Source organism: Variovorax sp. VRV01, from assembly GCF_014852545.1.
Classification (GTDB): domain Bacteria; phylum Pseudomonadota; class Gammaproteobacteria; order Burkholderiales; family Burkholderiaceae_C; genus Variovorax; species Variovorax beijingensis_A.
On the sequence record NZ_JACVBS010000007.1, the window covers coordinates 260983 to 282723 of the forward strand.

The 21741-nt window shown below is 68.9% G+C and carries 28 protein-coding genes; 21 read left to right on the forward strand and 7 right to left on the reverse strand.

The window, feature by feature from the left end; all coding sequences use genetic code 11:
- The first annotated feature begins 3 nt into the window (after window positions 1-3).
- Entirely contained in the window at window positions 4-909 is a 906-nt protein-coding gene (locus IB278_RS15085; RefSeq protein ID WP_192323827.1) for an alpha/beta hydrolase, read from the forward strand.
- Window positions 910-926: 17 nt separating this feature from the next.
- Here the strand turns inward: IB278_RS15085 and IB278_RS15090 are convergent, their stop codons facing one another.
- Entirely contained in the window at window positions 927-1316 is a 390-nt protein-coding gene (locus IB278_RS15090; protein ID WP_145747387.1) for a YybH family protein, read from the reverse strand.
- A 65-nt stretch (window positions 1317-1381) separates the two neighbouring features.
- Here IB278_RS15090 and IB278_RS15095 point away from each other — a divergent pair, with 65 nt between their 5' ends.
- Window positions 1382-1759 carry a winged helix-turn-helix transcriptional regulator gene (locus tag IB278_RS15095; protein WP_145747386.1) on the forward strand — a complete coding sequence of 126 codons (378 nt, stop codon included), beginning with the start codon at window positions 1382-1384 and terminating at the stop codon, window positions 1757-1759.
- A 74-nt stretch (window positions 1760-1833) separates the two neighbouring features.
- Here IB278_RS15095 and IB278_RS15100 read toward each other — a convergent pair whose 3' ends face one another.
- Window positions 1834-2121, reverse strand: a complete 288-nt coding sequence (locus IB278_RS15100; protein ID WP_145747385.1) for a DUF6616 family protein — start codon at window positions 2119-2121, stop codon at window positions 1834-1836.
- 91 nt (window positions 2122-2212) lie between these two features.
- The gene (locus tag IB278_RS15105) at window positions 2213-2368 is read right to left on the reverse strand and encodes a hypothetical protein (protein ID WP_186454305.1); all 156 of its coding nucleotides are present in this window, start codon (window positions 2366-2368) and stop codon (window positions 2213-2215) included.
- 80 nt (window positions 2369-2448) lie between these two features.
- Here IB278_RS15105 and IB278_RS15110 point away from each other — a divergent pair, with 80 nt between their 5' ends.
- The 7 genes from IB278_RS15110 (at window position 2449) to IB278_RS15140 (ending at window position 9925) form a co-directional block, all read left to right on the forward strand.
- Window positions 2449-2601, forward strand: a complete 153-nt coding sequence (locus IB278_RS15110; protein WP_186454304.1) for a hypothetical protein — start codon at window positions 2449-2451, stop codon at window positions 2599-2601.
- Complete coding sequence (locus IB278_RS15115; RefSeq protein WP_192323829.1) at window positions 2598-3359, forward strand: metal ABC transporter ATP-binding protein; 762 nt, start codon at window positions 2598-2600, stop codon at window positions 3357-3359. The genes IB278_RS15110 and IB278_RS15115 overlap by 4 nt, the downstream gene beginning before the upstream one ends.
- On the forward strand, window positions 3356-4231 hold the full coding sequence (locus tag IB278_RS15120; RefSeq protein WP_145747384.1) for a metal ABC transporter permease: 876 nt from the start codon (window positions 3356-3358) through the stop codon (window positions 4229-4231). Before IB278_RS15115 ends, IB278_RS15120 begins: the two co-directional genes overlap by 4 nt.
- A gap of 1 nt (window position 4232) precedes the next feature.
- On the forward strand, window positions 4233-5138 hold the full coding sequence (locus IB278_RS15125) for a metal ABC transporter substrate-binding protein (protein ID WP_192323831.1): 906 nt from the start codon (window positions 4233-4235) through the stop codon (window positions 5136-5138).
- Window positions 5139-5178: 40 nt separating this feature from the next.
- The gene (locus IB278_RS15130) at window positions 5179-6159 is read left to right on the forward strand and encodes a CobW family GTP-binding protein (protein WP_145747382.1); all 981 of its coding nucleotides are present in this window, start codon (window positions 5179-5181) and stop codon (window positions 6157-6159) included.
- A gap of 65 nt (window positions 6160-6224) precedes the next feature.
- Window positions 6225-8318, forward strand: coding sequence for a TonB-dependent receptor (locus IB278_RS15135; RefSeq protein ID WP_192323833.1), 2094 nt, complete (start codon window positions 6225-6227; stop codon window positions 8316-8318).
- A 32-nt stretch (window positions 8319-8350) separates the two neighbouring features.
- A complete protein-coding gene (locus tag IB278_RS15140) occupies window positions 8351-9925 on the forward strand; it encodes a PepSY domain-containing protein (RefSeq protein WP_192323835.1) in 1575 nt (524 codons plus the stop codon).
- Here the strand turns inward: IB278_RS15140 and IB278_RS15145 are convergent.
- The gene (locus tag IB278_RS15145) at window positions 9858-10430 is read right to left on the reverse strand and encodes a protocatechuate 3,4-dioxygenase (RefSeq protein ID WP_192323918.1); all 573 of its coding nucleotides are present in this window, start codon (window positions 10428-10430) and stop codon (window positions 9858-9860) included. The genes IB278_RS15140 and IB278_RS15145 overlap by 68 nt on opposite strands.
- Window positions 10431-10584: 154 nt before the next feature.
- Between IB278_RS15145 and thpR the strand changes: the two genes are divergently transcribed.
- A complete protein-coding gene (gene thpR / locus IB278_RS15150) occupies window positions 10585-11205 on the forward strand; it encodes an RNA 2',3'-cyclic phosphodiesterase (RefSeq protein WP_192323837.1) in 621 nt (206 codons plus the stop codon).
- Between the two features lie 102 nt (window positions 11206-11307).
- Window positions 11308-11808: a RidA family protein gene (locus IB278_RS15155; protein ID WP_145747378.1), complete on the forward strand. Its 501-nt coding sequence runs from the start codon at window positions 11308-11310 to the stop codon at window positions 11806-11808.
- On the opposite strand, the gene IB278_RS15160 is transcribed toward IB278_RS15155, so the two are convergent.
- Entirely contained in the window at window positions 11805-12878 is a 1074-nt protein-coding gene (locus IB278_RS15160; RefSeq protein WP_192323840.1) for a DUF72 domain-containing protein, read from the reverse strand. The genes IB278_RS15155 and IB278_RS15160 overlap by 4 nt on opposite strands.
- Window positions 12879-12939: 61 nt before the next feature.
- Here IB278_RS15160 and IB278_RS15165 point away from each other — a divergent pair, with 61 nt between their 5' ends.
- The 8 genes from IB278_RS15165 (at window position 12940) to IB278_RS15200 (ending at window position 19366) form a co-directional block, all read left to right on the forward strand.
- On the forward strand, window positions 12940-14439 hold the full coding sequence (locus tag IB278_RS15165; RefSeq protein ID WP_192323842.1) for a sensor histidine kinase: 1500 nt from the start codon (window positions 12940-12942) through the stop codon (window positions 14437-14439).
- The gene (locus tag IB278_RS15170) at window positions 14436-15077 is read left to right on the forward strand and encodes a response regulator transcription factor (RefSeq protein WP_192323844.1); all 642 of its coding nucleotides are present in this window, start codon (window positions 14436-14438) and stop codon (window positions 15075-15077) included. Before IB278_RS15165 ends, IB278_RS15170 begins: the two co-directional genes overlap by 4 nt.
- A 138-nt stretch (window positions 15078-15215) precedes the next feature.
- Complete coding sequence (locus IB278_RS15175) at window positions 15216-15719, forward strand: GlcG/HbpS family heme-binding protein (RefSeq protein ID WP_145747374.1); 504 nt, start codon at window positions 15216-15218, stop codon at window positions 15717-15719.
- Entirely contained in the window at window positions 15719-16417 is a 699-nt protein-coding gene (locus IB278_RS15180) for an ankyrin repeat domain-containing protein (RefSeq protein ID WP_145747373.1), read from the forward strand. The genes IB278_RS15175 and IB278_RS15180 overlap by 1 nt, the downstream gene beginning before the upstream one ends.
- Window positions 16418-16461: 44 nt before the next feature.
- Window positions 16462-17106 carry an FMN-binding negative transcriptional regulator gene (locus tag IB278_RS15185; RefSeq protein WP_192323846.1) on the forward strand — a complete coding sequence of 215 codons (645 nt, stop codon included), beginning with the start codon at window positions 16462-16464 and terminating at the stop codon, window positions 17104-17106.
- Window position 17107: 1 nt separating this feature from the next.
- A complete protein-coding gene (locus tag IB278_RS15190) occupies window positions 17108-17311 on the forward strand; it encodes a hypothetical protein (RefSeq protein ID WP_145747371.1) in 204 nt (67 codons plus the stop codon).
- Window positions 17301-18410, forward strand: coding sequence for a tRNA adenosine(34) deaminase TadA (gene tadA / locus IB278_RS15195; RefSeq protein WP_192323848.1), 1110 nt, complete (start codon window positions 17301-17303; stop codon window positions 18408-18410). The genes IB278_RS15190 and tadA overlap by 11 nt, the downstream gene beginning before the upstream one ends.
- Window positions 18407-19366, forward strand: a complete 960-nt coding sequence (locus IB278_RS15200; RefSeq protein ID WP_192323850.1) for an LD-carboxypeptidase — start codon at window positions 18407-18409, stop codon at window positions 19364-19366. The genes tadA and IB278_RS15200 overlap by 4 nt, the downstream gene beginning before the upstream one ends.
- Before the next feature lie 22 nt (window positions 19367-19388).
- Here the strand turns inward: IB278_RS15200 and IB278_RS15205 are convergent, their stop codons facing one another.
- Window positions 19389-19661, reverse strand: coding sequence for a hypothetical protein (locus IB278_RS15205; protein WP_261380458.1), 273 nt, complete (start codon window positions 19659-19661; stop codon window positions 19389-19391).
- Window positions 19662-19897: 236 nt separating this feature from the next.
- Here IB278_RS15205 and IB278_RS15210 point away from each other — a divergent pair, with 236 nt between their 5' ends.
- The gene (locus tag IB278_RS15210; RefSeq protein ID WP_192323852.1) at window positions 19898-20845 is read left to right on the forward strand and encodes an adenylate/guanylate cyclase domain-containing protein; all 948 of its coding nucleotides are present in this window, start codon (window positions 19898-19900) and stop codon (window positions 20843-20845) included.
- Between the two features lie 125 nt (window positions 20846-20970).
- The gene (locus IB278_RS15215) at window positions 20971-21327 is read left to right on the forward strand and encodes a hypothetical protein (RefSeq protein WP_145747366.1); all 357 of its coding nucleotides are present in this window, start codon (window positions 20971-20973) and stop codon (window positions 21325-21327) included.
- Window positions 21328-21331: 4 nt separating this feature from the next.
- Here the strand turns inward: IB278_RS15215 and IB278_RS15220 are convergent, their stop codons facing one another.
- Window positions 21332-21709 (reverse strand): response regulator, encoded by a 378-nt coding sequence (locus IB278_RS15220; protein WP_261380457.1) that lies wholly within the window; start codon window positions 21707-21709, stop codon window positions 21332-21334.
- Window positions 21710-21741: the final 32 nt, after the last annotated feature.

A 21741-nucleotide genomic window follows, 5' to 3' on the forward strand; every position in this document is an offset into this window, starting at 1 on the left:
GCCATGCGCGCGATCCCCCGGCCCGTCGCAATCGAGGAACTGCTGCGCGAGGTCGGCCCGATGTGGCAGCAGGACATCCGCAGCGCGGGCGACCGGGTCAAGGCCGCCTACCTGCCTGTGTTGATGGCAGCACCGCGCGATGGCGTCGCCGTCACGCGTGAACTTTCCTACGGACCTCACCCGCGCCAGCTGCTGGACGTCTATCGTCCGGCAGTTGCGCGCGACGCGCCCGTGGTGGTCTTCGTGCACGGCGGCGCTTTCGTCCGTGGCGCCAAGGACATCAACGAGGCCATGTACGCCAACGTGCTGACCTGGTTCGCCCGCCAGGGTTGCGTGGGCGTCAATGTCGAGTACAGGCTGGCACCGGAGGCGCCGCATCCGCAAGGCGCCCTGGACGTCGCCGCGGCTTGCGCCTGGGTCTCCGGGCACATCCGCGGCTTTGGCGGCGATCCGCGCGGCATCTGCCTGATCGGCCATTCCGCCGGAGGCACCCACGCGGCGACCTTTGCCTGCGATCCCGCGCTCGCCCACCTGCGGCGCGACGTGTGCTGCCTGGTGCTGGTGTCCGCGCGGCTGCGCGCCGACACCTTGCCGGAAAACCCCAACGCGGCCGGCGTGCGGGCGTATTTCGGCAACGACCCGAGCCTCTATCCGGCCCTCGCGCCCATCGCGCATGCAGCGCACCTCGCAATGCCCGTGTTCGTCGTCAATGCGCAATACGAGAACCCGCTGCTCGACGTCTATGCGACCGAATTCGCCTATCGCGTGGCGGAGGCACGTCGTGTCGCGCCGCGCCACATGACGGTCGCGGGCCACAACCACGTTTCCGTCATGGCGCACTTCAACAGCGGGGAGCAGCTGCTGGGCGAGCAGATCCTCGATTTCTTCGCGGCCTCCTGCCGCCGGTAGGGCAGGCGCAGACCGGCTCAGCCTTCAACACGCGGCAGGCTCGCACCCGCCGCATGGTCGATGACGTAGAGCCACGAGCCATCCGCCTGCCGGCGCACGACCTCGGCCGAGCTGCCGGCGAGGATCGTCTTTCCCTCCGGCGAGCTCAGGCTGTAGTCGGCGCGCAGCAGCGCAAGGCCGTCCACTTCCACGCAGAAGTTGTTGCGAGACACCATCACTCCCGGAATCTCCAGCAGCTTGCCGAACTCCGCGGCGATGGCGGGTTTTCCCCTGCATGTCGGGGCGGACGCATCGGTGCGCAGGGCGGCATCCGGTTCGTACAGCGACAGCAGGTTGTCGATATGCCGGCTGTTGAACGCGCGGGCAAAGGCTTCGTTCATTGCGGCGGGGGTCGTGACCTTGGACATGACGGACGGGCTCTCTCTGAAATACGATGGAGCCCATCACAGCATGCGGATCCAGTACTCACCAAATGGATAGGACTGCAGAGAACCTGGCGGCCCCGGCCGGCATCGACACACCTGCGGCCAAGCACGCGAGCGAGTGCCCGGTCGAAGACTGGCTGGCCTTCCTGGGGCACCGCTGGAACGCGCTGATCCTCTGGCATCTGCAGACCGGTCCCAAGCGCCATGGCGAACTGGTCGGGTGCCTGGCCGGAATCACGCCCAAGGTGCTGACCGAACGCCTGGATGGCCTGGAACAACGAGGCCTGGTTTCGCGCGAGCTCCTGTCGAGTTTTCCCCGTGGGGTTCGCTACACGCTGTCGGCGCGCGGGCAGTCGCTGGTCTTGCTGCTCGATCGGTTGGAAGTGTGGGCCAAGGCTGGCGTGGCGCACGCACCAAAAGATTGAGTCGGGCGCGGCGGCACAGGGCAGGGCGCTGCAGCCCTGTCGCTATTCCCTGGCATGCACCGGAAGATCAGCCTTCAAGCATTCGCCAACTCGGCCAGATGGCTTGAAAAGCCGCCCCCGGCGCCAGCGGCATTCACGTGCTCGAAATGGTCGTACCACCCCGATGCCTTGATGCCTGCCAGCAAGGCATCGCGGGCCTTGGCATCGGGAAAGCGCCAGATGCCCAGGAAGCGATGGCCGCTGGCCTGGTCGATGCCCGGCTCGGTCTGGCCGAGCATCAGGATTTCGACGCCGAGCGCGCCCAGCCCGCCCATGCCCGCCTTGATTTCGTCCAGGAATTGGCTGCGCTGCAGCGCCGGCAACGCCAGCCAGCCGGGCTTGGGGGAATAGAGTTCAACGGTAGTGGGACATGGGAGCTCCTTTGCTTGAGGTTGTGATGAGCGATGCCGCTGGTCATGGCCGGTCTGCCGCCACCTTTTGCAGCAGGCCGGCGAGCGTCTTTCGCTCCTGTACGGACAGATGGAGGAACAGGCTGGCAATCCACCGGCCGTGTTGATCGAACGCCTTCCTGGCCATCTGCTTGCCCTTGCGCGTCAGTCGAATGTTCAAGGAACGCCGATCGCACTCTTGTGGCGCAAAGGTTTTCTCTGTTATTGCGAATGCATTCGCAATTGCAATATAGTCCAGGCATGGAACACCCGCCCCGCCGAACTGAAGCTGCGCCCAATGCCTGGCCGCAAAGCCCGCCGAGCCTGCTGATGGCCAGCGCATGGGTGCGCGTGGCGGGCGCATTGATGCTGGCCGCGGCGCTGTGGCTTGCTGTCGGCTGGGCGCTGAAATGAGCGGCACGCCGATTCCTCCTCCTGCCATCCGGTTGAACAACCTCACGGTGGCCTATCGCGGCCACCCGGCTGTGCATCACCTGTCGGGGGAGTTCGCGCCGGGCTCGCTCACCGCCGTCGTCGGGCCGAACGGCGCCGGCAAGACCAGCCTGCTCGCCGCGATCATGGGACGCGTCCGGCCAGCCGAGGGCGGCGTCTCCTTCGACGGCGCTTCGCGCGACCGCATCGCGTGGCTGCCGCAGCAGGCCGAGATCGACCGGAGCTTTCCGATCCGCGTGTTCGACCTGGTGGCGCTCGGGCACTGGGGGCGGCTCGGCTGCGTCAAGGGCATCGCCGCACGGCAGCGCGATGCCGTGGGAGCCGCGCTGGAGGCCGTCGGCCTTGGCGGCTTCCAGCGCCGCGGCATCGCCGAGCTGTCGGCGGGGCAGTTCCAGCGCGTGCTCTTTGCGCGCGTGCTGCTACAGGACGCGCCGGTGATCCTGCTGGACGAACCGTTCAATGCGATCGATGCGCGCACCACCGCCGACCTGCTGGCCGTGGTTGCGCGCTGGCATACAGAGGCACGCACCGTCATCGCCGTGCTGCACGACCTCGAGCAGGTGCGCCTGCACTTCGACCGCACCCTGCTCATGGCGCGGCGCTGTGTGGCCTGGGGGCCGACGGCCGAGGTGCTGCATGCCGGGAACCTGTTCCGCGCGCGCCAGATGGCCGAGGCGTGGGACGAGGATGCGCCCGTGTGCAGGGAGGTTGTGTCATGAACGCCGCGGCCTTGCTGGTGCAGCCTTTCGTGGAGTACGGCTTCATGCGCCGCGCGCTGGTGGCCACGCTGGCGCTCGGCCTGGGCAGCGCGCCGATCGGCACCTTGCTGGTGTTGCGGCGCATGAGCCTGATGGGCGACGCGATGGGGCACGCGCTGCTTCCGGGCGCGGCGCTCGGCTTTCTGTTTGCGGGCTTCTCGCTGGCGGCGATGAGTGCGGGCGGTTTCCTCGCGGCGCTCGCCGTGGCGCTGGCGGCCGGTTTCGTCACCCGCGTGACGTCGCAGCGCGAAGACGCGAGCTTCGCGGCCTTCTACCTGATCGCGCTCGCGCTGGGTGTGCTGCTGGTGTCGACCCATGGCAGCAGCGTCGACCTGATGCACATGCTTTTCGGCACCATCCTTGCCGTGGACGACGCGGCGCTGATGCTGATGGCCGGCGTCGCGAGCGCGACGCTGGTCGTGCTGGCGGCCATCTACCGGCCGCTGCTCGTGGAATGCCTCGATCCGGGCTTCCTGCGCAATGTGGGCGGGCCCGGCTCGCTGGTGCACGGCGTCTTTCTGGTTCTTACCGTCGCCAATCTGGTGGCAGGCTTCCAGGCGCTGGGCACGCTGATGGCGGTCGGCTTGATGATGCTGCCGGCCACCGCGGCGCGCTTCTGGGCCGCCGAAGTCTGGAGCCTTGCGCTGGTTGCAGCCGGCATGGCGCTGCTGTCCGGCTTTGCCGGGTTGCTGCTGTCCTTTCATGCGCAGTGGCCCTCGGGGCCCGCGATCGTCCTGGTGGCGGGCGCGACCTATCTGCTGTCGCTCGTGTTCGGACCGAACGGTGGATTGCTCACCCGGCTCCTGCGCCCACGCTCTCATCGAAATGCCTGACATGAACTTTCCATCGAATCCCATGCGCCGCCGCTTCTTCGCCACGTCGCTCATCGCGCTGCCGCTGCCGGTGTTTGCGCAATCCACCGCACCGCGTCCGCTGCGCGTCGTCGCGAGCTTCTCGATCCTCGCCGACATGGCGCGCGAGATCGGCGGCAGCGCGGTCGAAGTCGCGGCCCTGGTCGGTCCGGACTCCGACGCGCACGTCTTTCAGCCGAGCCCGGCCGATGCGCGTCGCCTCGCCAATGCCGAGCTGGTCGTCGTCAACGGGCTGGCGTTCGAAGGCTGGATGGACCGGCTTGTGCGTTCATCCGGCTACCGCGGTGCCGTCGCCGTGGCCAGCGAGGGCGTGCCGGTGCGCCGCATGGGCCGCGAGCCCGATCCGCATGCATGGCAGGACCTTGCGAACGCGCAGCGCTATGCGGCGAACCTGCGCGATGCGATGGCGCGCGCACGGCCGGCGTTTGCAGCCGAGATCGGCCAGCGCTGCGCCAGCTACATCGAGCGGCTCCAGGCGCTCGACCGCGAGATTCGCGCACGTTTCGATACGGTGCCGCGCCAGCATCGCCGCGTGATCAGCTCGCACGATGCGTTCGGCTATTTTGGCGCGGCCTACGGCATCGAGTTCCTTGCGCCGCAGGGCATGAGCACCGACAGCGAGGCCTCGGCCGCCTCGGTCGCGCGGCTGATCGACCAGATCCGGCGCGAGGACGTACGCGCGGTGTTCGTCGAGAACATCTCCGACCCGCGCCTGGTCCAGCGCATTGCGCGTGAGGGCGGGGTCATCGTCGGCGGCCGGCTTTATTCCGATGCGCTGTCGGCACCGGGAACCGAAGCAGACACCTACCTGAAGCTGTTCGCCCACAACGCCATAACCATTGCCTCGGCGCTCTCCGCGAAGCGCTGAGTTCGTCGAGCGCCCCATCAATCTTCACTCAGAGCCATCCATGAGCCTCGTCCCCGTCACCATCCTCACCGGCTTCCTCGGCAGCGGCAAGACCACGTTGCTGAACCGCATCCTGAAGGAGCAGCACGGCCACAAGATTGCCGTGATCGAGAACGAGTTCGGCGAAGCCGGCATCGACAACGAACTGCTGGTGCAGGAAGAGGGCGAGCAGATCATCGAGATGAACAACGGCTGCATCTGCTGCACCGTGCGCGGTGATCTGGTGCGCATCCTCGGCGAGCTCGCGGCGCGCCGCAGGAACGGCAGCGCGAGCTTCGAGCGTGTGATCATCGAGACCACCGGGCTGGCCGACCCGGCGCCCGTGGCGCAGACCTTCTTCGTCGATGAAGAGATCAGCCAGACCTATCTGCTCGACGCGATCGTCACGCTGGTCGACGCCAGGCATGCGATGGCTCAGCTCGACGAGCACCATGAAGCCCAGGAGCAGGTGGGCTTTGCGGACCGCATCCTGTTGTCCAAGACCGATCTGGTGTCGGTCGAAGAGGTAAGGGCGCTCGAGCAGCGCCTGCTGCGCATGAATGCGCGCGCGCCGATCACCGCGGCGCATTTCGGCCAGGCCCCGATCGACCAGCTGCTCGATATCCGCGGGTTCAACCTGAACGCGATCCTGGAGATCGAACCCGACTTCCTGACCGACGTCGATCACGAACACGATGACGACGTCTCCAGCTTCGTGTTTCGCGCCGAGCGGCCCTTCGATGCGGCGCGGCTGGAAGATTTCTTCGGCGCCATCCTGCGGATCTACGGCACCCACCTGATGCGCTACAAGGGCGTGATCGCGGTGGTCGGACTGGACACCCGCGTGGTGCTGCAAGGCGTCCACATGCTGATGGGCACCGAGGCCGGCCCCGGCTGGAAAGAGGGCGAGCCGCACCACAGCCGCATCGTCTTCATCGGCAGGCAGCTGCCCAGGGATGTCCTGGTGCAGGGACTCGAACAATGCCTGGCCGCAGCAGCATGAAGCCATCCGCAAAGTTCCCATCGATCGAGTGCCCATCGATCCGCCGCCACAGGGCGATACGCGCCATGGCATGCATCGCCGGCCTGGCGATGCACCCGGTCGCATCCCGCGCCCAAGCCGCCTTGCCGGCCGTCGAGGTGTCAGCCGGTGAAACCGCTCCCGGCAGCAGCCTGGGCCTCGACTTGCCGAGCGCAACTGGCTCGCGCCTGGGCCTTGCGCCGCGCGAGACGCCGGCCAGTGTCAGCAGCCTGGGCAGCGCCGACATCGCCGAACGCAACCTGGCCCGCGCGCAGGATGTCGCCATCCGCTTTCCGGGCGTCACCGAAGCGCCGGCGCCCGGCAATGGCGGCACCAGCCTGGTGGCGCGGGGCTTTGCGGGGCACAACTCCGTGGCCCAACTGGTCGACGGCACGCGGCTGGTGGTTGCGTCCGGCACCGTGACCTATCCGTTCTCCAGCTGGCCCTTCGAGTCGGTCGAGGTGCTCAGGGGGCCGGCCTCGGTGCTCTTTGGCGACGGCGCCATCGGCGCGGCCGTCAACTACATCACCAAGCAGCCGCGCTTCGATCGCACGGAGCGCGAAGCCTTCTTCAGCCTGGGCTCCTTCGGGACGCGGCAGGGCGGCATCGGACTGCGCGGGCCGATCAATGACAGCCTGGCCTATTCCGTCTACGTCGATGCGGGCGCGAGCGATGGTTTTCGCCGCTTCGAGAACTACGACCGGCAGAACTACGCGCTCGCGCTTGCGGCGCGTCCGAGCAGGGCGCTCAAGCTGACGCTGTCGTTCGATGGCGGCCGCAATGACGATGCGCGCTACTTCGGCACGCCGCTTCTCGATGGCGCGCTCGACAGCCGGCTGCGGCGCACCAATTTCAACGTGGACGATTCGGTCGTGAAGTACGACGACCGCATGTGGCGCGTCAAGGCCGAATACCAGCTCGGCGACGGCATCCGGCTGCGCAACGAGCTCTACCACCTGGCGTCCGCGCGCCATTGGCGCAACACGGAGGCCTACAGCTTCAACAGGGCCGGCACGCGGGTCGGCCGCGGCGACTACATCGAGATCCTGCACGACCAGGAGCAGACGGGCAACCGCTTCGATGCCACCTTCGACGGCACACTCGGCGGCTTGAAGAACCGCTTCGTCGCCGGCCTGGACTGGTACCGCACGACCCTGCTGCACACCAACAATTCGCCCTACGGCGGCGTGAGCACGGTCGACCCGTTCTTCTTTGCGCCGGGCCATTTCACCAGCCCGGTGCCGACGCTTCCGGGACGCCGCTCCACACTGGAGACGGCCGCGCTCTTCGCGGAGGATGCGCTGGAACTCGCCCCCGGCTGGAAGCTCGTGGCGGGCCTGCGCAGCGATCGCATGCGGCTCGACAACAACGATCTGCGCACTGGCGCCCGTCTGTCGAAGACATACAGTCCGGTCACGGGCCGCATCGGTGCGGTCTGGACACCCAGCGATGCGGTTTCCTTCTATGGCCAGTACGGCACGGGAACCGACCCCTTGAGCGGTGCGCTGTCGCTTCCGAACGGTGGCAACGCCTTCGACCTGACCAAAGGCCGGCAGGTCGAGGTGGGCGCCAAGAGCAGCCTGCCGGCCATCAAGGGCGAATGGACGCTGGCCCTCTACCGCATCGAAAAGCGCAACCTGCTCTCCCGCGATGCCAGCGACCCCAGGATCACCCAACAGGTCGGGCGCCAATCGTCGACCGGCATCGAACTGGCCGTGGCGGCCGAGCCGCTGCCCGGCTGGACCGTCGACGCCAATGCGGCGCTGCTGCGTGCGCGCTACGACGACTTCAACGAGGTGGTCGCTGGCCGCGCCATCTCACGCGCGGGCAACATCCCGGTCGGCGTGCCCGAGCGCACGGCCAACCTGTGGACGGCCTATCGCTTCCAGCCGCGGTGGCAGCTGGGCATCGGGGCACGCTATGTCGGCGCGCGGCAGTCGAACGCGGCCAACACGGCGCGCCTGCCGGCCTACACGGTGTTCGATGTGTCGCTGGCCTACGAGTTTTCGCGCAGCCTCGATTTCAGCCTGGCCGTCAAGAACCTGACCGACCGCGACTATGCGGTCTCGGGCACCGGCAACGTGCGCTGGCTGCTGGGCGCGCCGCGCACGGTGCAGCTGACGGCGCGTGCGCGCTTCTGAATGATTGATGCCGTGCGGCCGGGGATTGCGTCATGAAGAAGGCACTGGTCTTTCTGCACAAGTGGCTGGGCGTCGTGCTTGCGCTGTTCTTCCTCATGTGGTTTGCGAGCGGCGTTGTCCTGTACTTCGTGCCGTTCCCGAGCCTCACCCCCGTCGAACGCCTGCAGGCCTTGCCGCCGCTGCAACTGCCGCCGGGGTGCTGCCTGACCGCCGAGGAGGCGGCTCGGCGCGCCGGACTTCGCTTCACCGAGGCGCGCCTGGGCATGGCGGGTGCGGATCCGGTCTGGCGGCTGCTGGCGCATGGAGAGCAGGGCGCCGCTGCGCCCCATTGGCGAACGCTCGACGCGCGCAGTGGTGCCTTGCGGCCGCCGCTCACGGATTCACAGGCGGCCGCCGCGGCCGAGGCCTTCAGCGGGCGCCGCGCACGGCACGCCGAGCGCCTGGAGCGCGATCAATGGACCGTGCCGCAGGGCCTCGATCCCTACCGGCCGCTGGTGAAGGTTGCGCTGGACGGCGAGGACGGGCTGGAACTCTATGTTTCTCCAGGTGCGGCGGAGGTCGTGCGCGACACGCGCCGCGCCGAGCGCTTCTGGAACTGGCTGGGTGCCGTGCCGCACTGGATCTATCCGACCGTGCTGCGGCAGTTCCCCGCCGCCTGGCATCACGCCGTGGTGTGGCTTTCCCTTCCCGCGACCCTGCTGGCGCTGAGCGGCGTGGTGCTGGGCACCTGGCAGCTCTTCCTGAACCGTTCGCGCTGGATTCCCTACCGCAAGTTCTGGCTGCGCTGGCATCACATCGCGGGGCTGGCGGCAGGCATCTTCACGCTCACATGGATATGTTCGGGCCTGTTGTCGATGAATCCGTTCGGCGTGTTTTCCCCGCGCGGGGCCACGGCAGACGAGCGCGTGCGCTGGGCCGGCGCACCGATCGAGGCGTGGCTCGATCCGGCCGAGGCGCTGAGGCAGGCCAGCCGGCAGGGCCTCGCTGCGCGCGAACTGGAGCTTTTGCACGTTGCGGGGCAGCCGTGGTATCGCTTGCAATCTGCCGAGGGCCAACTGCTGGTACGTGCCGAGACGCGCGATCCGGAGCGGGCCATTGCCGCGCTGCCTGCGGCCACCGTCCAGGCCTTGCTGGCCGCGCTGCGTCCGGAGGCCGGCGTTCCCGCGCTGCGCCGCATCGATTCCTACGACGATCTGTACTACGCACGCGAGGCTGCGGACCCGAACACCCGCCACACCCGTCCGCTGCCCGTGTGGCGCGCCGACTGGACCGACGGCGTGTCCGCCTTCGCAGACCCCGCGTCGGCACGCATTCTCCTGCGCAGCGATGCGTCGGGCCGCTGGCAGCGCGTTCTCTACCATGGGCTGCACAGCCTGGACTTTGCGCCGCTTCTTGCGCGCCCCTGGCTGCGGCATGCACTGGTCCTGGGCTTCTCGCTGCTGGGGATCGGGCTGTGCCTCACGTCTTGCGTGATCGCCTGGCGTGCCCTGGTTCCCTCGCGGCGAAGGCGGGCAACAGCGGCGGCAGCGGCGGGCGCCTTCAGGCCGCAACCGCAATTGGAAAGCGCGCCTGCAGCCCATCCGGCCCGCGCTCGAAAGGCACTGTGACGGCCTCCCTCGCGGCCTGCGGAAGATTGCGCCAGATGAAGTCGCGCGCATTGCCCGGGTCGCCGGCCACGTAGAGCTGCGTGGTCAGCAGCTCGCGCGTGCCGAGCTTCACCTTGACATGGATGTGCGGCGTGCGGCCGCTGTAGGGCACGGGGCGGATGGTGCGAAAGCGGTAGCTGCCGTCTTCACCGACCGTGACGCGGCCGAAGCCCTGGAAGGCGGCATCGGCGCGGTCGCCGTCGCCGGGGTGGTGGTAGTGGCCGTTCTGATCGCACTGCCAGATCTCGACCTGGGCGCCGCGCAGCGGCTTGCCGGCCAGATCGGTCACCGTGCCGTCGACCCAGGCCGGCTGGCCGCCGCGGTAGTCCAGCGCGCCGTTGCGCAGCAGATCGCCGTCGGAATCCTGCGGCAGGCGCACGGGATAAAAGGGGCCTTCGGTCTGCGAAGGGGTGGCGAGCCGGCTGGCCGCTGGCTGCGCGCGGGCGCCCAGCCAGAGCGCGGGCATGGCAACGAGCGCTGCGGCGACGGTGCGCCGGGGAAGGCCGGATGCTGATGGGGCGTTCATGGCAGGTCAGAGCCGTGCAGCATGCGCCGAGTTCCGGGTGCGGGTCAACGGCGCCGGGCCGTGTTTGAATGCACCGGTGAATCCGACATCTGCCATGCCCGAACAGCTGCTACTCCCAGGCATCGATCCCGCGCCGCCGCCGCCCCGCCGTGCGCGCAGCACCGCGCCGCGCAAGGAGCGCCTGCCGCGCTCTCTCTTCTTCGCAATCTTTCCGCGCCCCGAAGATGCCGCGTCGATTGCCGCGCTGGCGGCGCGCCTGAAGGACCGGCATTCGCTGAAAGGCAAGCTGACCGAGGCGCATCGCCTGCATGTCACGCTGTATCACCTCGGGCATTTTCTGGCGGTGCCGCGCGAAACGGTGCAAGCGGCCCTGGAGGCGGCTGCCGCCGTGGCGCCGCCGTCGTTCGAGGTGATGTTCGACGAGGCCATGCGCTTCGAGCAGAGCAAGGCCTTTGTGCTGTACGGCGGCGGCAGCAGCACCTCGGCGCTTGCGGCGTTCAGGCAGCGCCTGGGTGAGGCGCTGGCGGATGCGGGCTTCAAGCCCGAGCGCGGCTTCACGCCCCACATGACGCTGGCCTACACGCCGCGCAAGATCGAGCCGCATGCCATCGAGCCGGTCCGGTGGATGGCGGGCTCGTTCTCGCTGATCGAAAGCCACGTCGGCGAAGGCATCCACGAGGTGCTGGGGCGGTGGCCCTCGGAGCGGGCGGCCTGACGACGCGCCAGGCATCGCCTGTTGTGCCTCGCGTCCATGCGATCTGTATCTGTTCTTCAAGGAGCGGATGGCGACAATGAAGCTTCATTGAACGGAAGCCGAATGACATCGCAAACCCGAGACCAGATTGCCGACCGGATTGCCGCCGAGCTGGGCCACAGCTTCGAGGGCGAGCTCATTGCCGGCGGCAACTACGCACCCATCGCCCGTGACGGCCGCACGCTCTACACCAGCGGCCAGGTGCCGCGCGTGGGCACCACGGTGGTCGTCACCGGCCGCGTGGGCGACCAGGTGCCGCTCGGCAAGGCCCGCGAGGCCGCGCAGATCTGCGCCTTGCGCTGCCTGACCCTGCTGCGGCGCGAACTCGGCTCGCTCGACGGCATCGAGAAGGTGCTGCGCGTCGGGGTCTTCGTGCAGTGCACGGCCGATTTCACGCAGCAGAGCGAGGTGGCCGATGCGGCGTCCGAGCTGCTGCACCGTGTGTTCGGCGAGGCTGGCGTGCATGTGCGCACGGCCGTCGGCGTCTATGCGCTGCCGAAGAATGCGAGCGTGGAGCTGGAGATGACGGTGGCAGCCAAGGACAATGCAGGCCGCAGCAGTTAGCGCTTGGACAGGCCGGCGATGTCTCGCGCGAGCGAGGCGATCGTCAACGGTGCGCAGCCTTCGGCATTGTTGCTCACGGTGACGTAGGCCAGCTGGCCCGCGCCGGTGGTGCCCGCGATCACGCGGGCCAGCGCCTCGCGGGTCTCGGGGTCGGGATCGACGATCCTGTCGAACGGACCATAGAGCTTTTCCGCATCTTCATAGCCGAAGCGGCCGTGGCGGCGGTGCAGGTTCCAGCGGCACACCAGCGGTCCGGGCCAGAGCGCGCGCAGCATCGGCAGCTGGTCTTCAATCGGCGGCATCTTGGCATGCAGGCCCATGCAGAAGGTGGCGCCCACGCTGCGAAGCATGTCGGCAAAGGCAGGGCAGAGCAGCTGCGGGTCGCGCACCTCGACCGCGATCACGGCATCGGGCGCCGTCGGCTTCAGGCTGGGCAAGGCTTCGAGCATCTCGCCGAGGCGCGCGAGCAGCGCGGGCTGGTCGGCCAGCAGTTGCGCGGGAATCGGGCTCAGCTGGAACACCAGCGCACCGATGCGGTGGCCCAGGCCTTCGAGCGCCGGCTGCACGAATTCCTGGATCGCGATCTCGCTGTTCAGGAACACCGGGTTGGCCTGCGTGCCGCGGCCGCTCTCGTCGCGCACGGTGGCGTCGGTCACGAGGCTCGGCGCCTTCACCACGAAGCGGAAGTCGTCGGGCACCATGGCCGCGTAGCGCGCGTACTGGCTCGCAGTGAGCGCGCGGTAGAAGTTGCGGTCCAGGCTCACCGTGCGGAAAAGCGGATGCCGGGCGAGGGCGGACAGTCCGTTCTTCGACAGCACCGTTTCGGCGTAGTCGCCATCCCAGACGAGATTGGCCCAGCCAGGATAGCTCCATGAAGAGGTGCCGAGCCGCAGGCCGGAAGGGAGCGCCGCGGCCAGCTCGACCAGTGCCGGATCGGCGGGCGCCGGTTCCACCGTGGCGCCGCGCGGCTTCTTCTTCACAGGCGGCTCGGCCTCTGGCGGCACCGTGGAATGCGCCTCGGGCGGGCGCGGAAGATCGGGGAAAAGGGAGTCCTGCACTTCATCAGCCATGTTGGGGCCGCATTCTCGGCCAACATCGGGCGGCCTCGCCGCGCCGGGCACAATCCGCGCCATGAAACAGTGGTTGCGCACGCAGGGTGGCTGGTGGCTGGCATGGCTGGCCCTCACGGCCGTGGGCGCGGTGTGGCTCGCGCGCACCGAGCTCGCGCAGCTGCAGCAGGATTTCGAGACCGACGCGCGCATCGCGCACCGGCTCCTGAGCCAGCAGGTGGTGCAGTACGACGCGGTGCTGGCCACGCTCGCGCTGCTCGAACCCGGCGACGGCGCTGACCGCCCGGAGCAGCGCCTGCCATCGGTCTATCCGTCGATCCTGCGCGTGCAGCGGCGCGAACGCGACCAGGCCTGGCCCGACGAGAAGCAGGCCGCCGCATTGGCGGCTGCGGAAGCGCGTTCACGCAGCGAGCGCCGCGCCGAGCTGGCGGAGCTGGACCTCGCGCAGGGCCGCTACCAGCTCGTGATGGGCGCCACGCCCGCCAGCTACGCCCTCGAGATCGACCTCGCCGGCTCGGTGCCGTGGCGCGACTGGCCGATGGACCCGAAGCGAAGCCCGGTGCGCGTGAGCCTGCAGCGCGGCGCGCAGCAGTTCGAGCTGCAGCCGGGGCGCGCGGCGCAAGCGGACGCGGGCGGCTGGCGCTTTGCCCTCACCAAACCCCTGGCCTCGCCGAGCCAGCCTTTCGACGTGGTGGCCGAGCGCCACGTGGGCTGGGCCGAGCTGCCATGGCGCAGCATCGGCGGCTGGGGCGTGGCGACGGCGCTGCTGCTGGCCGGCCTGTGGACCGCGCAGCGCCAGCGCATCGCGCGCCGCCGGGCCGAGGAGCTGCTGCGGCTCGGCCAGGTGGCGCGGCTCAATGCCCTGGGCGAGCTTTCGGCGGGGCTGGCACACGAGCTGAACCAGCCGCTCACGGCCGTGCTGGCCAATGCGCAGGCCGCACGGCGGCTGCTCGACGACGATCCGCCCGACCTGGCCACGGCGCGCAATGCCATGGGGCAAGCCGTGGAGCAGGCGCGCCGCGCGGCCGGCGTGGTCGGGCGACTGCGCCGCGTCATCGAACGCCCCGAAGCCGGCGGCGACGTGAAGCCACTGGTGCTGCAGGAGGTGGTACGCAGCGCCATGCACCTGCTGGCGCCCGAGTTCGCGCAGCGCGGCGTTGCGGCGCAGTTCGACGCCACCGCGCAGGCGCCGGTGCGCGTGCAGGCCGAAGCGGTGGCGCTCGAGCAGATCGTGCACAACCTGCTGATGAACGCCTTGCAGGCGCTCGACCTGGTGCCTGCGTCCGAACGCCGCCTTTCCGTTTCTGTCGGTCGCAACGGCCAGGAGGGCGTGCTGACCGTGACCGACAACGGACGCGGCATCGCGCCCGAAGCCATGCCGCGCCTCTTCGAGCCCTTCTTCAGCACTCGCGAAGGCGGCCTGGGCCTTGGCCTGAGCCTCAGCGAAACGCTGGCGAGCGGCATGGGCGGCAGCCTGTCCGCGGCCAACGCGGCGCCGCGCGGCGCACGCTTCACGCTGCTGCTGCCGCTGGTGGCAGCATCCACGGAGCGCATGGCATGAACAACACCTCGGCCATCCACCAGCCGCAATCGCCGCTGATCCATCTCATCGACGACGACCAGGCGGTGCGCGACAGCCTGTCGCTCTTGATCGGCACGGTCGGCCTGCGGGTGCAGGGCTGGGCCGATCCGCAGGCCTTCATCGACGGCTTCGACCGCGCGAGCGTCGGCGCCATCGTGCTCGACGTGCGCATGCCCGGCATCAGCGGCCTCACGGTGCTCGACCGGCTCATGGCGCAGGGCGTCGACCAGCCGGTGATCATGCTCACGGGCCACGGCACGGTCGAGATGTGCCGCCGCGCCTTCAAGGCCGGCGCGGCCGAGTTCCTGGAGAAACCGGTGGACGACGAGCAACTGCTCGAAGCCCTGCAGCAGGCGGTGCGCCAGCATGTGCGTTCGCGCGAACGCTCGCAGGCCGACAACGCAGCGCGCGAGCGCGTGGCGCAGCTGTCGGAGCGCGAGCGCGAGGTGCTTGCCTTCATCGTGCAGGGCCTGACCAACAAGGAGATTGCGCGCACGCTTGCGCTGTCGCCGCGCACGGTCGAGACGCACCGCGCCAACCTGTTCGCCAAGCTCGACTGCGATTCGCTCGCGCAGCTGATCCGGCGCTACGCGGTGCTGGCGGCCGGCGAAGGCTGAACGTGGGCGCTCCGTAGAACTACGGAGCCCCGGGCGTAGCCGTACGAATGGCTGCGGCGGGCAGTGTTTTCTACAGTGGCGCAGCCGCCGGCAAACGGCCGGCGCCATTCACCCTGCATTCACTGGAGAAAACGAAAAATGCGTCCCAACCTTCGCTTCGGCGCCCTCGCCATCCTGCTCGCTGCATCGGCCGTCCAGGCCCAGGCGCCAGCACCCGCGGTGCGCACCGAAAAGAACATCTCGCTCGCGCTGGCCAACCAGATCGCGGCCGAAGCCGTGGCCGCCTGCGCCGCCAACGGCTACAACGTGGCCGCCACCGTGGTCGACCGCGCCGGCACCGTGCGCGCCATGCAGCGCGCTGACAACGCCGGCCCGCACACGCTGGCGTCGAGCGAGCGCAAGGCATGGACCTCGGCATCGGCCAAGAGCGCGACGCAGGCCATGATGGAAGGTGCGCAGAAGAATCCGGGCGCCGCCAACCTGGCGTACCTGCCGGGCTTCCTGCTGCTGGGCGGCGGCGTGCCGGTGAAGTCGGGCAACGAAGTGATCGGCGCCGTGGGCGTCGGCGGTGCGCCGGGCGGCCACCTGGACGACCAGTGCGCCAACGCCGCCATCGAGAAGGTCAAGGGCCAGCTGGGCTGATGATGAAGCATGGCATCTGGTCCGGGCTGCTGGCAGTCGCGCTTGGGTTGGGCGCATCGGCTGGTGCGTCGGCCCAGGTGCCGCCACAGGCGGCCGAGCTGCTGGCCTATGAAGGGCTGCACCGCGTGGCCTGGCAGGGCGACCTGCCCAGGCTCAAGGGCCTGATCGCGTCCGGCGCCAATCTCGACACGCGCGACGCGCGGGGCCGCACGCCCCTGCACGTTGCCACGCATGCCCGGCAGCGCGAGGCGGTGAAGCTGCTTGCCAAGGCCGGCGCAAACCTCGACCTGCTCGACGACGACCGCTACGACGCCGTCACCATCGCCGCGGTGGCCGACGACGCCGCGACGCTCGCGCTGCTGCTGTCGCTCGGCGCAAAGGCTGGACAGGTGACGAGCCGCTACGACGGCACCGCGCTCATTGCCGCCGCGCACCTGGGCCATGACGAAGTGGTGCGCCAGCTGATCGCGGCCGGCGCGCCGCTCGACCATGTCAACAACCTGCACTGGACGGCAGTGATCGAATCGATCGTGCTCGGCGACGGCGGCCCGCGCCACCAACGCACGCTGGCCGCGCTGATCGATGCGGGCGCCAACCTCTCGCTGGCGGACCGGCAAGGCAACACGCCGCTCCAGCTGGCCCGGGCCCGCGGCTACACGGCCATGGTGAAGCTGCTGGAAACGCCGCGCGCACGATAGGACGGCTCGGGGACAATCGAGCCTCACCACGAGGAAATTGCCCCATGTACATGCCGCCGCAATTCAACGCCAAGGACCCGGCCATCGCGCTGGAGCTGATGCGCGCACATCCCTTCGCCAGCCTGATCTCGACCGACGACGAAGGCCTGCCCTACGTCACCCACCTGCCGCTGGTGGCCGAGCAGCAGGAGGGTGGCCAGCTGGTGCTGCTGGGCCACTGCGCCAAGCCCAATCCGCACTGGCGCCATCTGCAGGCGCGGCCGCAGGCGGTGGCCACCTTTCTCGGTCCGCATGCCTACCTGTCGCCCTCGGTCTATCCGGACCTCGCGCGCGTGCCGACCTGGAACTACCTGGTGGTGCATTGCACCGTCCAGGCCCGGCTGATCGAGGAGCCCGCGGCCAAGGACGCGCTGCTCAAGAAGCTCATCGGCGAGCACGAGCCCGGCTATGCGCAGCAATGGCGCGACCTGGGCGAGGAGTTCCAGCTCAAGATGCTGGCCGGCATCGTCGGATTCGAGCTGCGCGTGAGCGCACTGCAATGCAAGGTCAAGCTGAACCAGCACCGGCGCGAATCGCACGCCGCCATGCATGCCGTCTACAGCGCCGGCACGCCCGACGAGAAGGCGCTGGCCGTGTGGATGGAGCGCCTGGGCATGACGGCCGAAGCGCCCGTGGCGGAAGGAAGCTGAGATGCGCATGTTCGGACTGGCCGGCCTGCTGCTGGCGCTCGTGATCGCCGGGGTGGTGGCGAAGAAGCAGCTCACCAGCGTTGCCGCGCCCGCGGCCGGCGAGGCGCCCGCCGATGCGCGCACGCAGGCCCAGCAGGTGCAAAAGCAGGTCAAGGAAGCGCTCGACGCCGCGGCGCAGGCGCGCAAGATGCCGGATGACAACTGAGTCCGCTTCCAAGCCCATGGGCGATGCGCACTGGATGGCGCTCGCGCTGGCCGAGGCGCGCCTTGCGGCCGAGGCGGGCGAGGTGCCGGTCGGCGCGGTGCTGGTCAGGAACGGGCAGCTCGTCGCCACCGGGCGCAACACGCCGGTCGCGCAGCACGACCCGAGCGCCCATGCCGAGATCAACGCGCTGCGCGCCGGCGCCGCCGCGCTCGGCAACTACCGGCTCGACGGCTGCGAGCTGTTCGTCACGCTCGAGCCCTGCGCGATGTGCGCAGGTGCCATGCTGCATGCGCGGCTCGCGCGCGTGGTGTTCGGTGCGGCCGACCCCAAGACCGGCGCGGCCGGCTCGGTGCTCGATCTGTTTGCCGAACCCCGGCTGAACCACCGCACGCAGGTGCAGGGCGGCGTGCTGGCCGCGGAGTGCAGCGCGCTGCTGCAAGGCTTCTTCCAGCAGCGCCGCGATGCGGCGCGCGAGCTGGCGGAGCCCCTGCGCGACGACGCGTTGCGCACGCCGCCCGAGCGTTTCGGTGCGCTCGCCGGCTACGCCTTCGAGCCGCGCTACATCCATGACCTGCCCAGCCTGCAGGGCTGGCGCATGCACTACCTCGACGAGGGACCGCAGGACGGTTCGGCCGCCGCCTGCCTGTGCCTTCATGGTCCGGGCGAATGGGGCTACTTCTTTCGCCACCTCGTCGGGGCGCCCGGGCTGCGCACACTGGTGCCCGACCTGATCGGCTTCGGCAAGAGCGACAAGCCCAAGCGCGAAGCGGCGCACCGCATCGAATGGCACTGCCAGGTCCTGAACGAATGGCTCGACCGCCTGCAGCCGCCGCCGATGGTGCTGGTGCACAGCGCCGCGGCCACCGGCCTGGCCACACGGCTGCAGGCCGGAAGGGGCGGCCTGTTTGCAGCCGTGCTGCTCGCGCCCGAAGGCGGCGAGCCGGTGGGCGATGCATGGCGCACGCCGTTCCCCGACCGCGGCTACCAGGCCGCGCTGCGCGCGCTCGGCCCCATGGCGTCCTCGTCCGGCCCGAATGCGCAGCAGGCTGCGCTGCTCGCCCAGGAGGTGCGCAACGCAATGGGATACTCGACGCCGTGAGCAAACACATCTACATCTATTCCCCCTCCAGCGCGATTCGCGACAAGGCCGCCTTCCGGCGCGGCGTGGCAAGACTCAAGGCGCTGGGCTACGAGGTCGAAATCGACGAAGCCGCGCTGGCCGTGCACCAGCGCTTTGCGGGCGACGACGCCACGCGCCTCGCCGCCATCAGCCGCGCTGCCGCAAGCAGCGCCGACATTGCACTGATCGCACGCGGCGGCTACGGACTCACGCGCATCCTCGACGCGATTCCCTACAAGGCCGTGGCCAAGGCGATCGGGCGCGGCACCGAATTCGTCGGCCTCAGCGACTTCACCGCGCTGCAGTGCGCACTCTTCGCCAAGACCGGCGCCGTGACCTGGGCCGGCCCCGCCGTCGGCGAAGACTTCGGTGCCGAAGGCGGCGCGGACGACATCATGGAAGCCTGCTTCGGCGACCTGGCAAGCGGGCAGGGCGAAGGCACCGGCTGGCGCATGCCGGTGCGCGATGCCGGCCTGAAGCTGAAGCCCGTGCACGACGCCACCTTGTGGGGCGGCAACCTGTGCGTGCTCGCGAGCCTGCTCGGAACACCTTATTTCCCCGCAGTGGAGAAGGGCGTGCTTTTCATCGAGGACGTCAACGAGCATCCCTACCGCATCGAGCGCATGCTCGACCAGCTGCGTATGGCCGGCGTGCTGGCCAGGCAGCGCGCCATCGTCTTCGGCCAGTTCACGGGCATGCGCAAGGTGCCGGGCTACGACCGCGGCTTCGGGTTCGAAGCGGTGGTCGACCGGCTGCGAGCCACGCTCAAGGTGCCCGTGCTCACGGGCCTGCCTTTCGGGCACGTGCCGACCAAGGTGCTGCTGCCCGTGGGCGCGAAGGTCGAGCTGGCGGCCGAAGGACGCGACGTCTTCATGGTGTGGGGCCACCGGCATGGCGGCCACGGCCACGGCCACGACCACGGCCATGCGCATTGAACGCGAGCTGCCGCGGTATCCTTCAGTGGGTGAAGCGCTGATGGGCGCGCGGGCCCATCGAGCCGGGCAGGCCGCCCTTGAACATGCTGTTGATGGCTTTCATCTGGCGGCGGGCTGCGGCTTCGCCGTCGATGGCGCTCAGCGCAACCATCACGTCCTGCCGCAGGTACCAGAGCGCTTCCACATCGGATGCAAAGCGCACGCGCTGCGCCACGCGCTGGACCGAGTGCTCGCCATGCGCCTGCAGCACCGACAGCATGGCGGCCCGTATGCGTCCCAGCTGGTTCTCTCCCACCCGGGGAGACCCGATACCGGGAATTCCGAGGAGGCGGAAAAAACGACGAAGAGGCAGCATGTGGACTAAAGGCGTATTGCCGGGAGCCAGGACGGTCGCTACCTTAAGCCTCGGGCGCGCGAATCACAAGTTCTGAAACACTGTTTCTTGTTTGTAAACAACACACTTTACGTTGCACTTAAAGCTGCCATAAGGGTTTGAGTACAAAAGTAATATAAACAAGCCGCTGTCACAGCATGGACGTCAATTCCACAGTCGTATTCGCAGACCTGACCGGAAGCTCCAGGGTTTTCGAAGCCATGGGAAATGCACGCGCCACCGACACGGTGACGCGGCTGACCCAATGGATCGGCGGCGTCTGCCAGGCACACGGCGGCAGGGTCGTGAAGTCGCTCGGCGATGGCGTGTTCGCCATTTTTTCGAACGCGGCCACCGCCATGCAGGCAGTGATCGAACTGCAGCGCCATCACCAGAAGCGCCTCATGACCTGGCCCGTGCCGCTGCGCATGGCGCTGCAGATCGGCGTTGCAAGCGGCGAGGTGGTCGAGGTCGAGGGCGACTGCTTCGGCGATGCCGTCAACCTGGCGTCGCGCCTGAGCGACCTGGCGGGGCCCGGGCAGATCTGGGCCACCGATGCGGCGATCGCGCAGTTGGGCGAAACCGGCGTTCGGCATCGCGACCTGGGGCTCATCACCATTCGCGGGCGCAGCGAGATGTCGGCCGTCCACCGCATCGACTGGCAGGAGGAAATGACTTCGTTCCTCACGCTGCCGGCCGCGCTGACGCCGCTGCGGCTGCCCGATTCTTCGCTGGGACAGATCGAGCTGGCGTGGCTCGATGTGCGGTCCACCTTCCGCACCGAAGAACTGCCGATCCACCTCGGGCGCGTGAGCGATGCGCAGTTCGTGGTCAATGATCCGCGCGTCTCCAGGCTGCATGCACGCATCGAGCTGCGGCATGGCAGCTGCGTGCTGACCGACCTGAGCACCTACGGCACCTGGGTCCGGTTTCACGGCAACGGCGGGCCGAGCCAGGAAGTGGCGCTCAGGCGCGAGGAATGCGTGCTGCACGGGCGCGGCGAAATCGGCCTGGGCGCGCCGCTGAGCGATTTCACCGCACCGACGATTGCGTTCAATACCGCCGGCGCCGAAGTGCAGCTTTCGCGCCGCGAGATCACGAGCTGAGCGGCATCGGCCGCGCAGTGACGTTTGGCAACGGTCCGGCGAGGCGGCAGGTGCACTCGCAGAGTGCGTCGGGCGTTGCAACCACCATGGGTGCTGGCCGTCAGCGCCTTTTCAAGGGAGCTGCAGTGAAAGTCAAAAACAAGCGTTCTTCTGTCTTCAAATGGGTGGCCCTTGGCGCGATGGCGGCCAGTGCGCTGCTCGCCGCGGGCGCGGCCAGCGCGCGCGGCAGCTGGTCGGTGCAGATCGGGGCGGGTGGCTATCCGGCGCCGTACTACGTGCCGCCGCCTGCCTACTATCCGGCGCCGATCTACTACGCGCCGGCCCCGCCGGTCTACTACCGTCCGCCGCCGCCCGTGTACTACCGGCCGGCACCCGTCTATGCGCCGCCGCCCGGACGGATCTACTACGGGCCGGGCTACCCGTATCGCCCGCCGAACGGCGACGAATGGGACAACGACCGGGATTACGAAGACCGGGACTGAACGGCTAGGTGCCTCGCTCAGCGCGGCGCGGCGCGGACAGGATGGCGGAGAGTTCGCCCATGTCGATGGGCTTCTGAAGGTGGTGGTCGAACAGGTTCCGCGCCGCGGCGCCGGCCGCCTCTTCCTCCGAAAAGCCCGAAATGGCGACGAGCAGCCGAGGGCCACGGTCCGCTGCGGCCGAACGCAGCCGCCGCGCCACCTCGGTGCCGGGAAAGTCGGGCAGCGTGAGGTCGATGAGCGCCGCGTCGAAGCGCTCCTCGGCCGCCGCATCCATGGCCTGTTGCGCCGTGTAGGTGCAGCGGGCGGTATGGTCCTGCAGCGTCAGCAGTTCCTGCAGCAGGTCTGCCGCGGCTTCGTTGTCGTCGACGATCAGCACGTTCACTGGGAGGTGGCTTTCAAGCAATTTGTATCCAC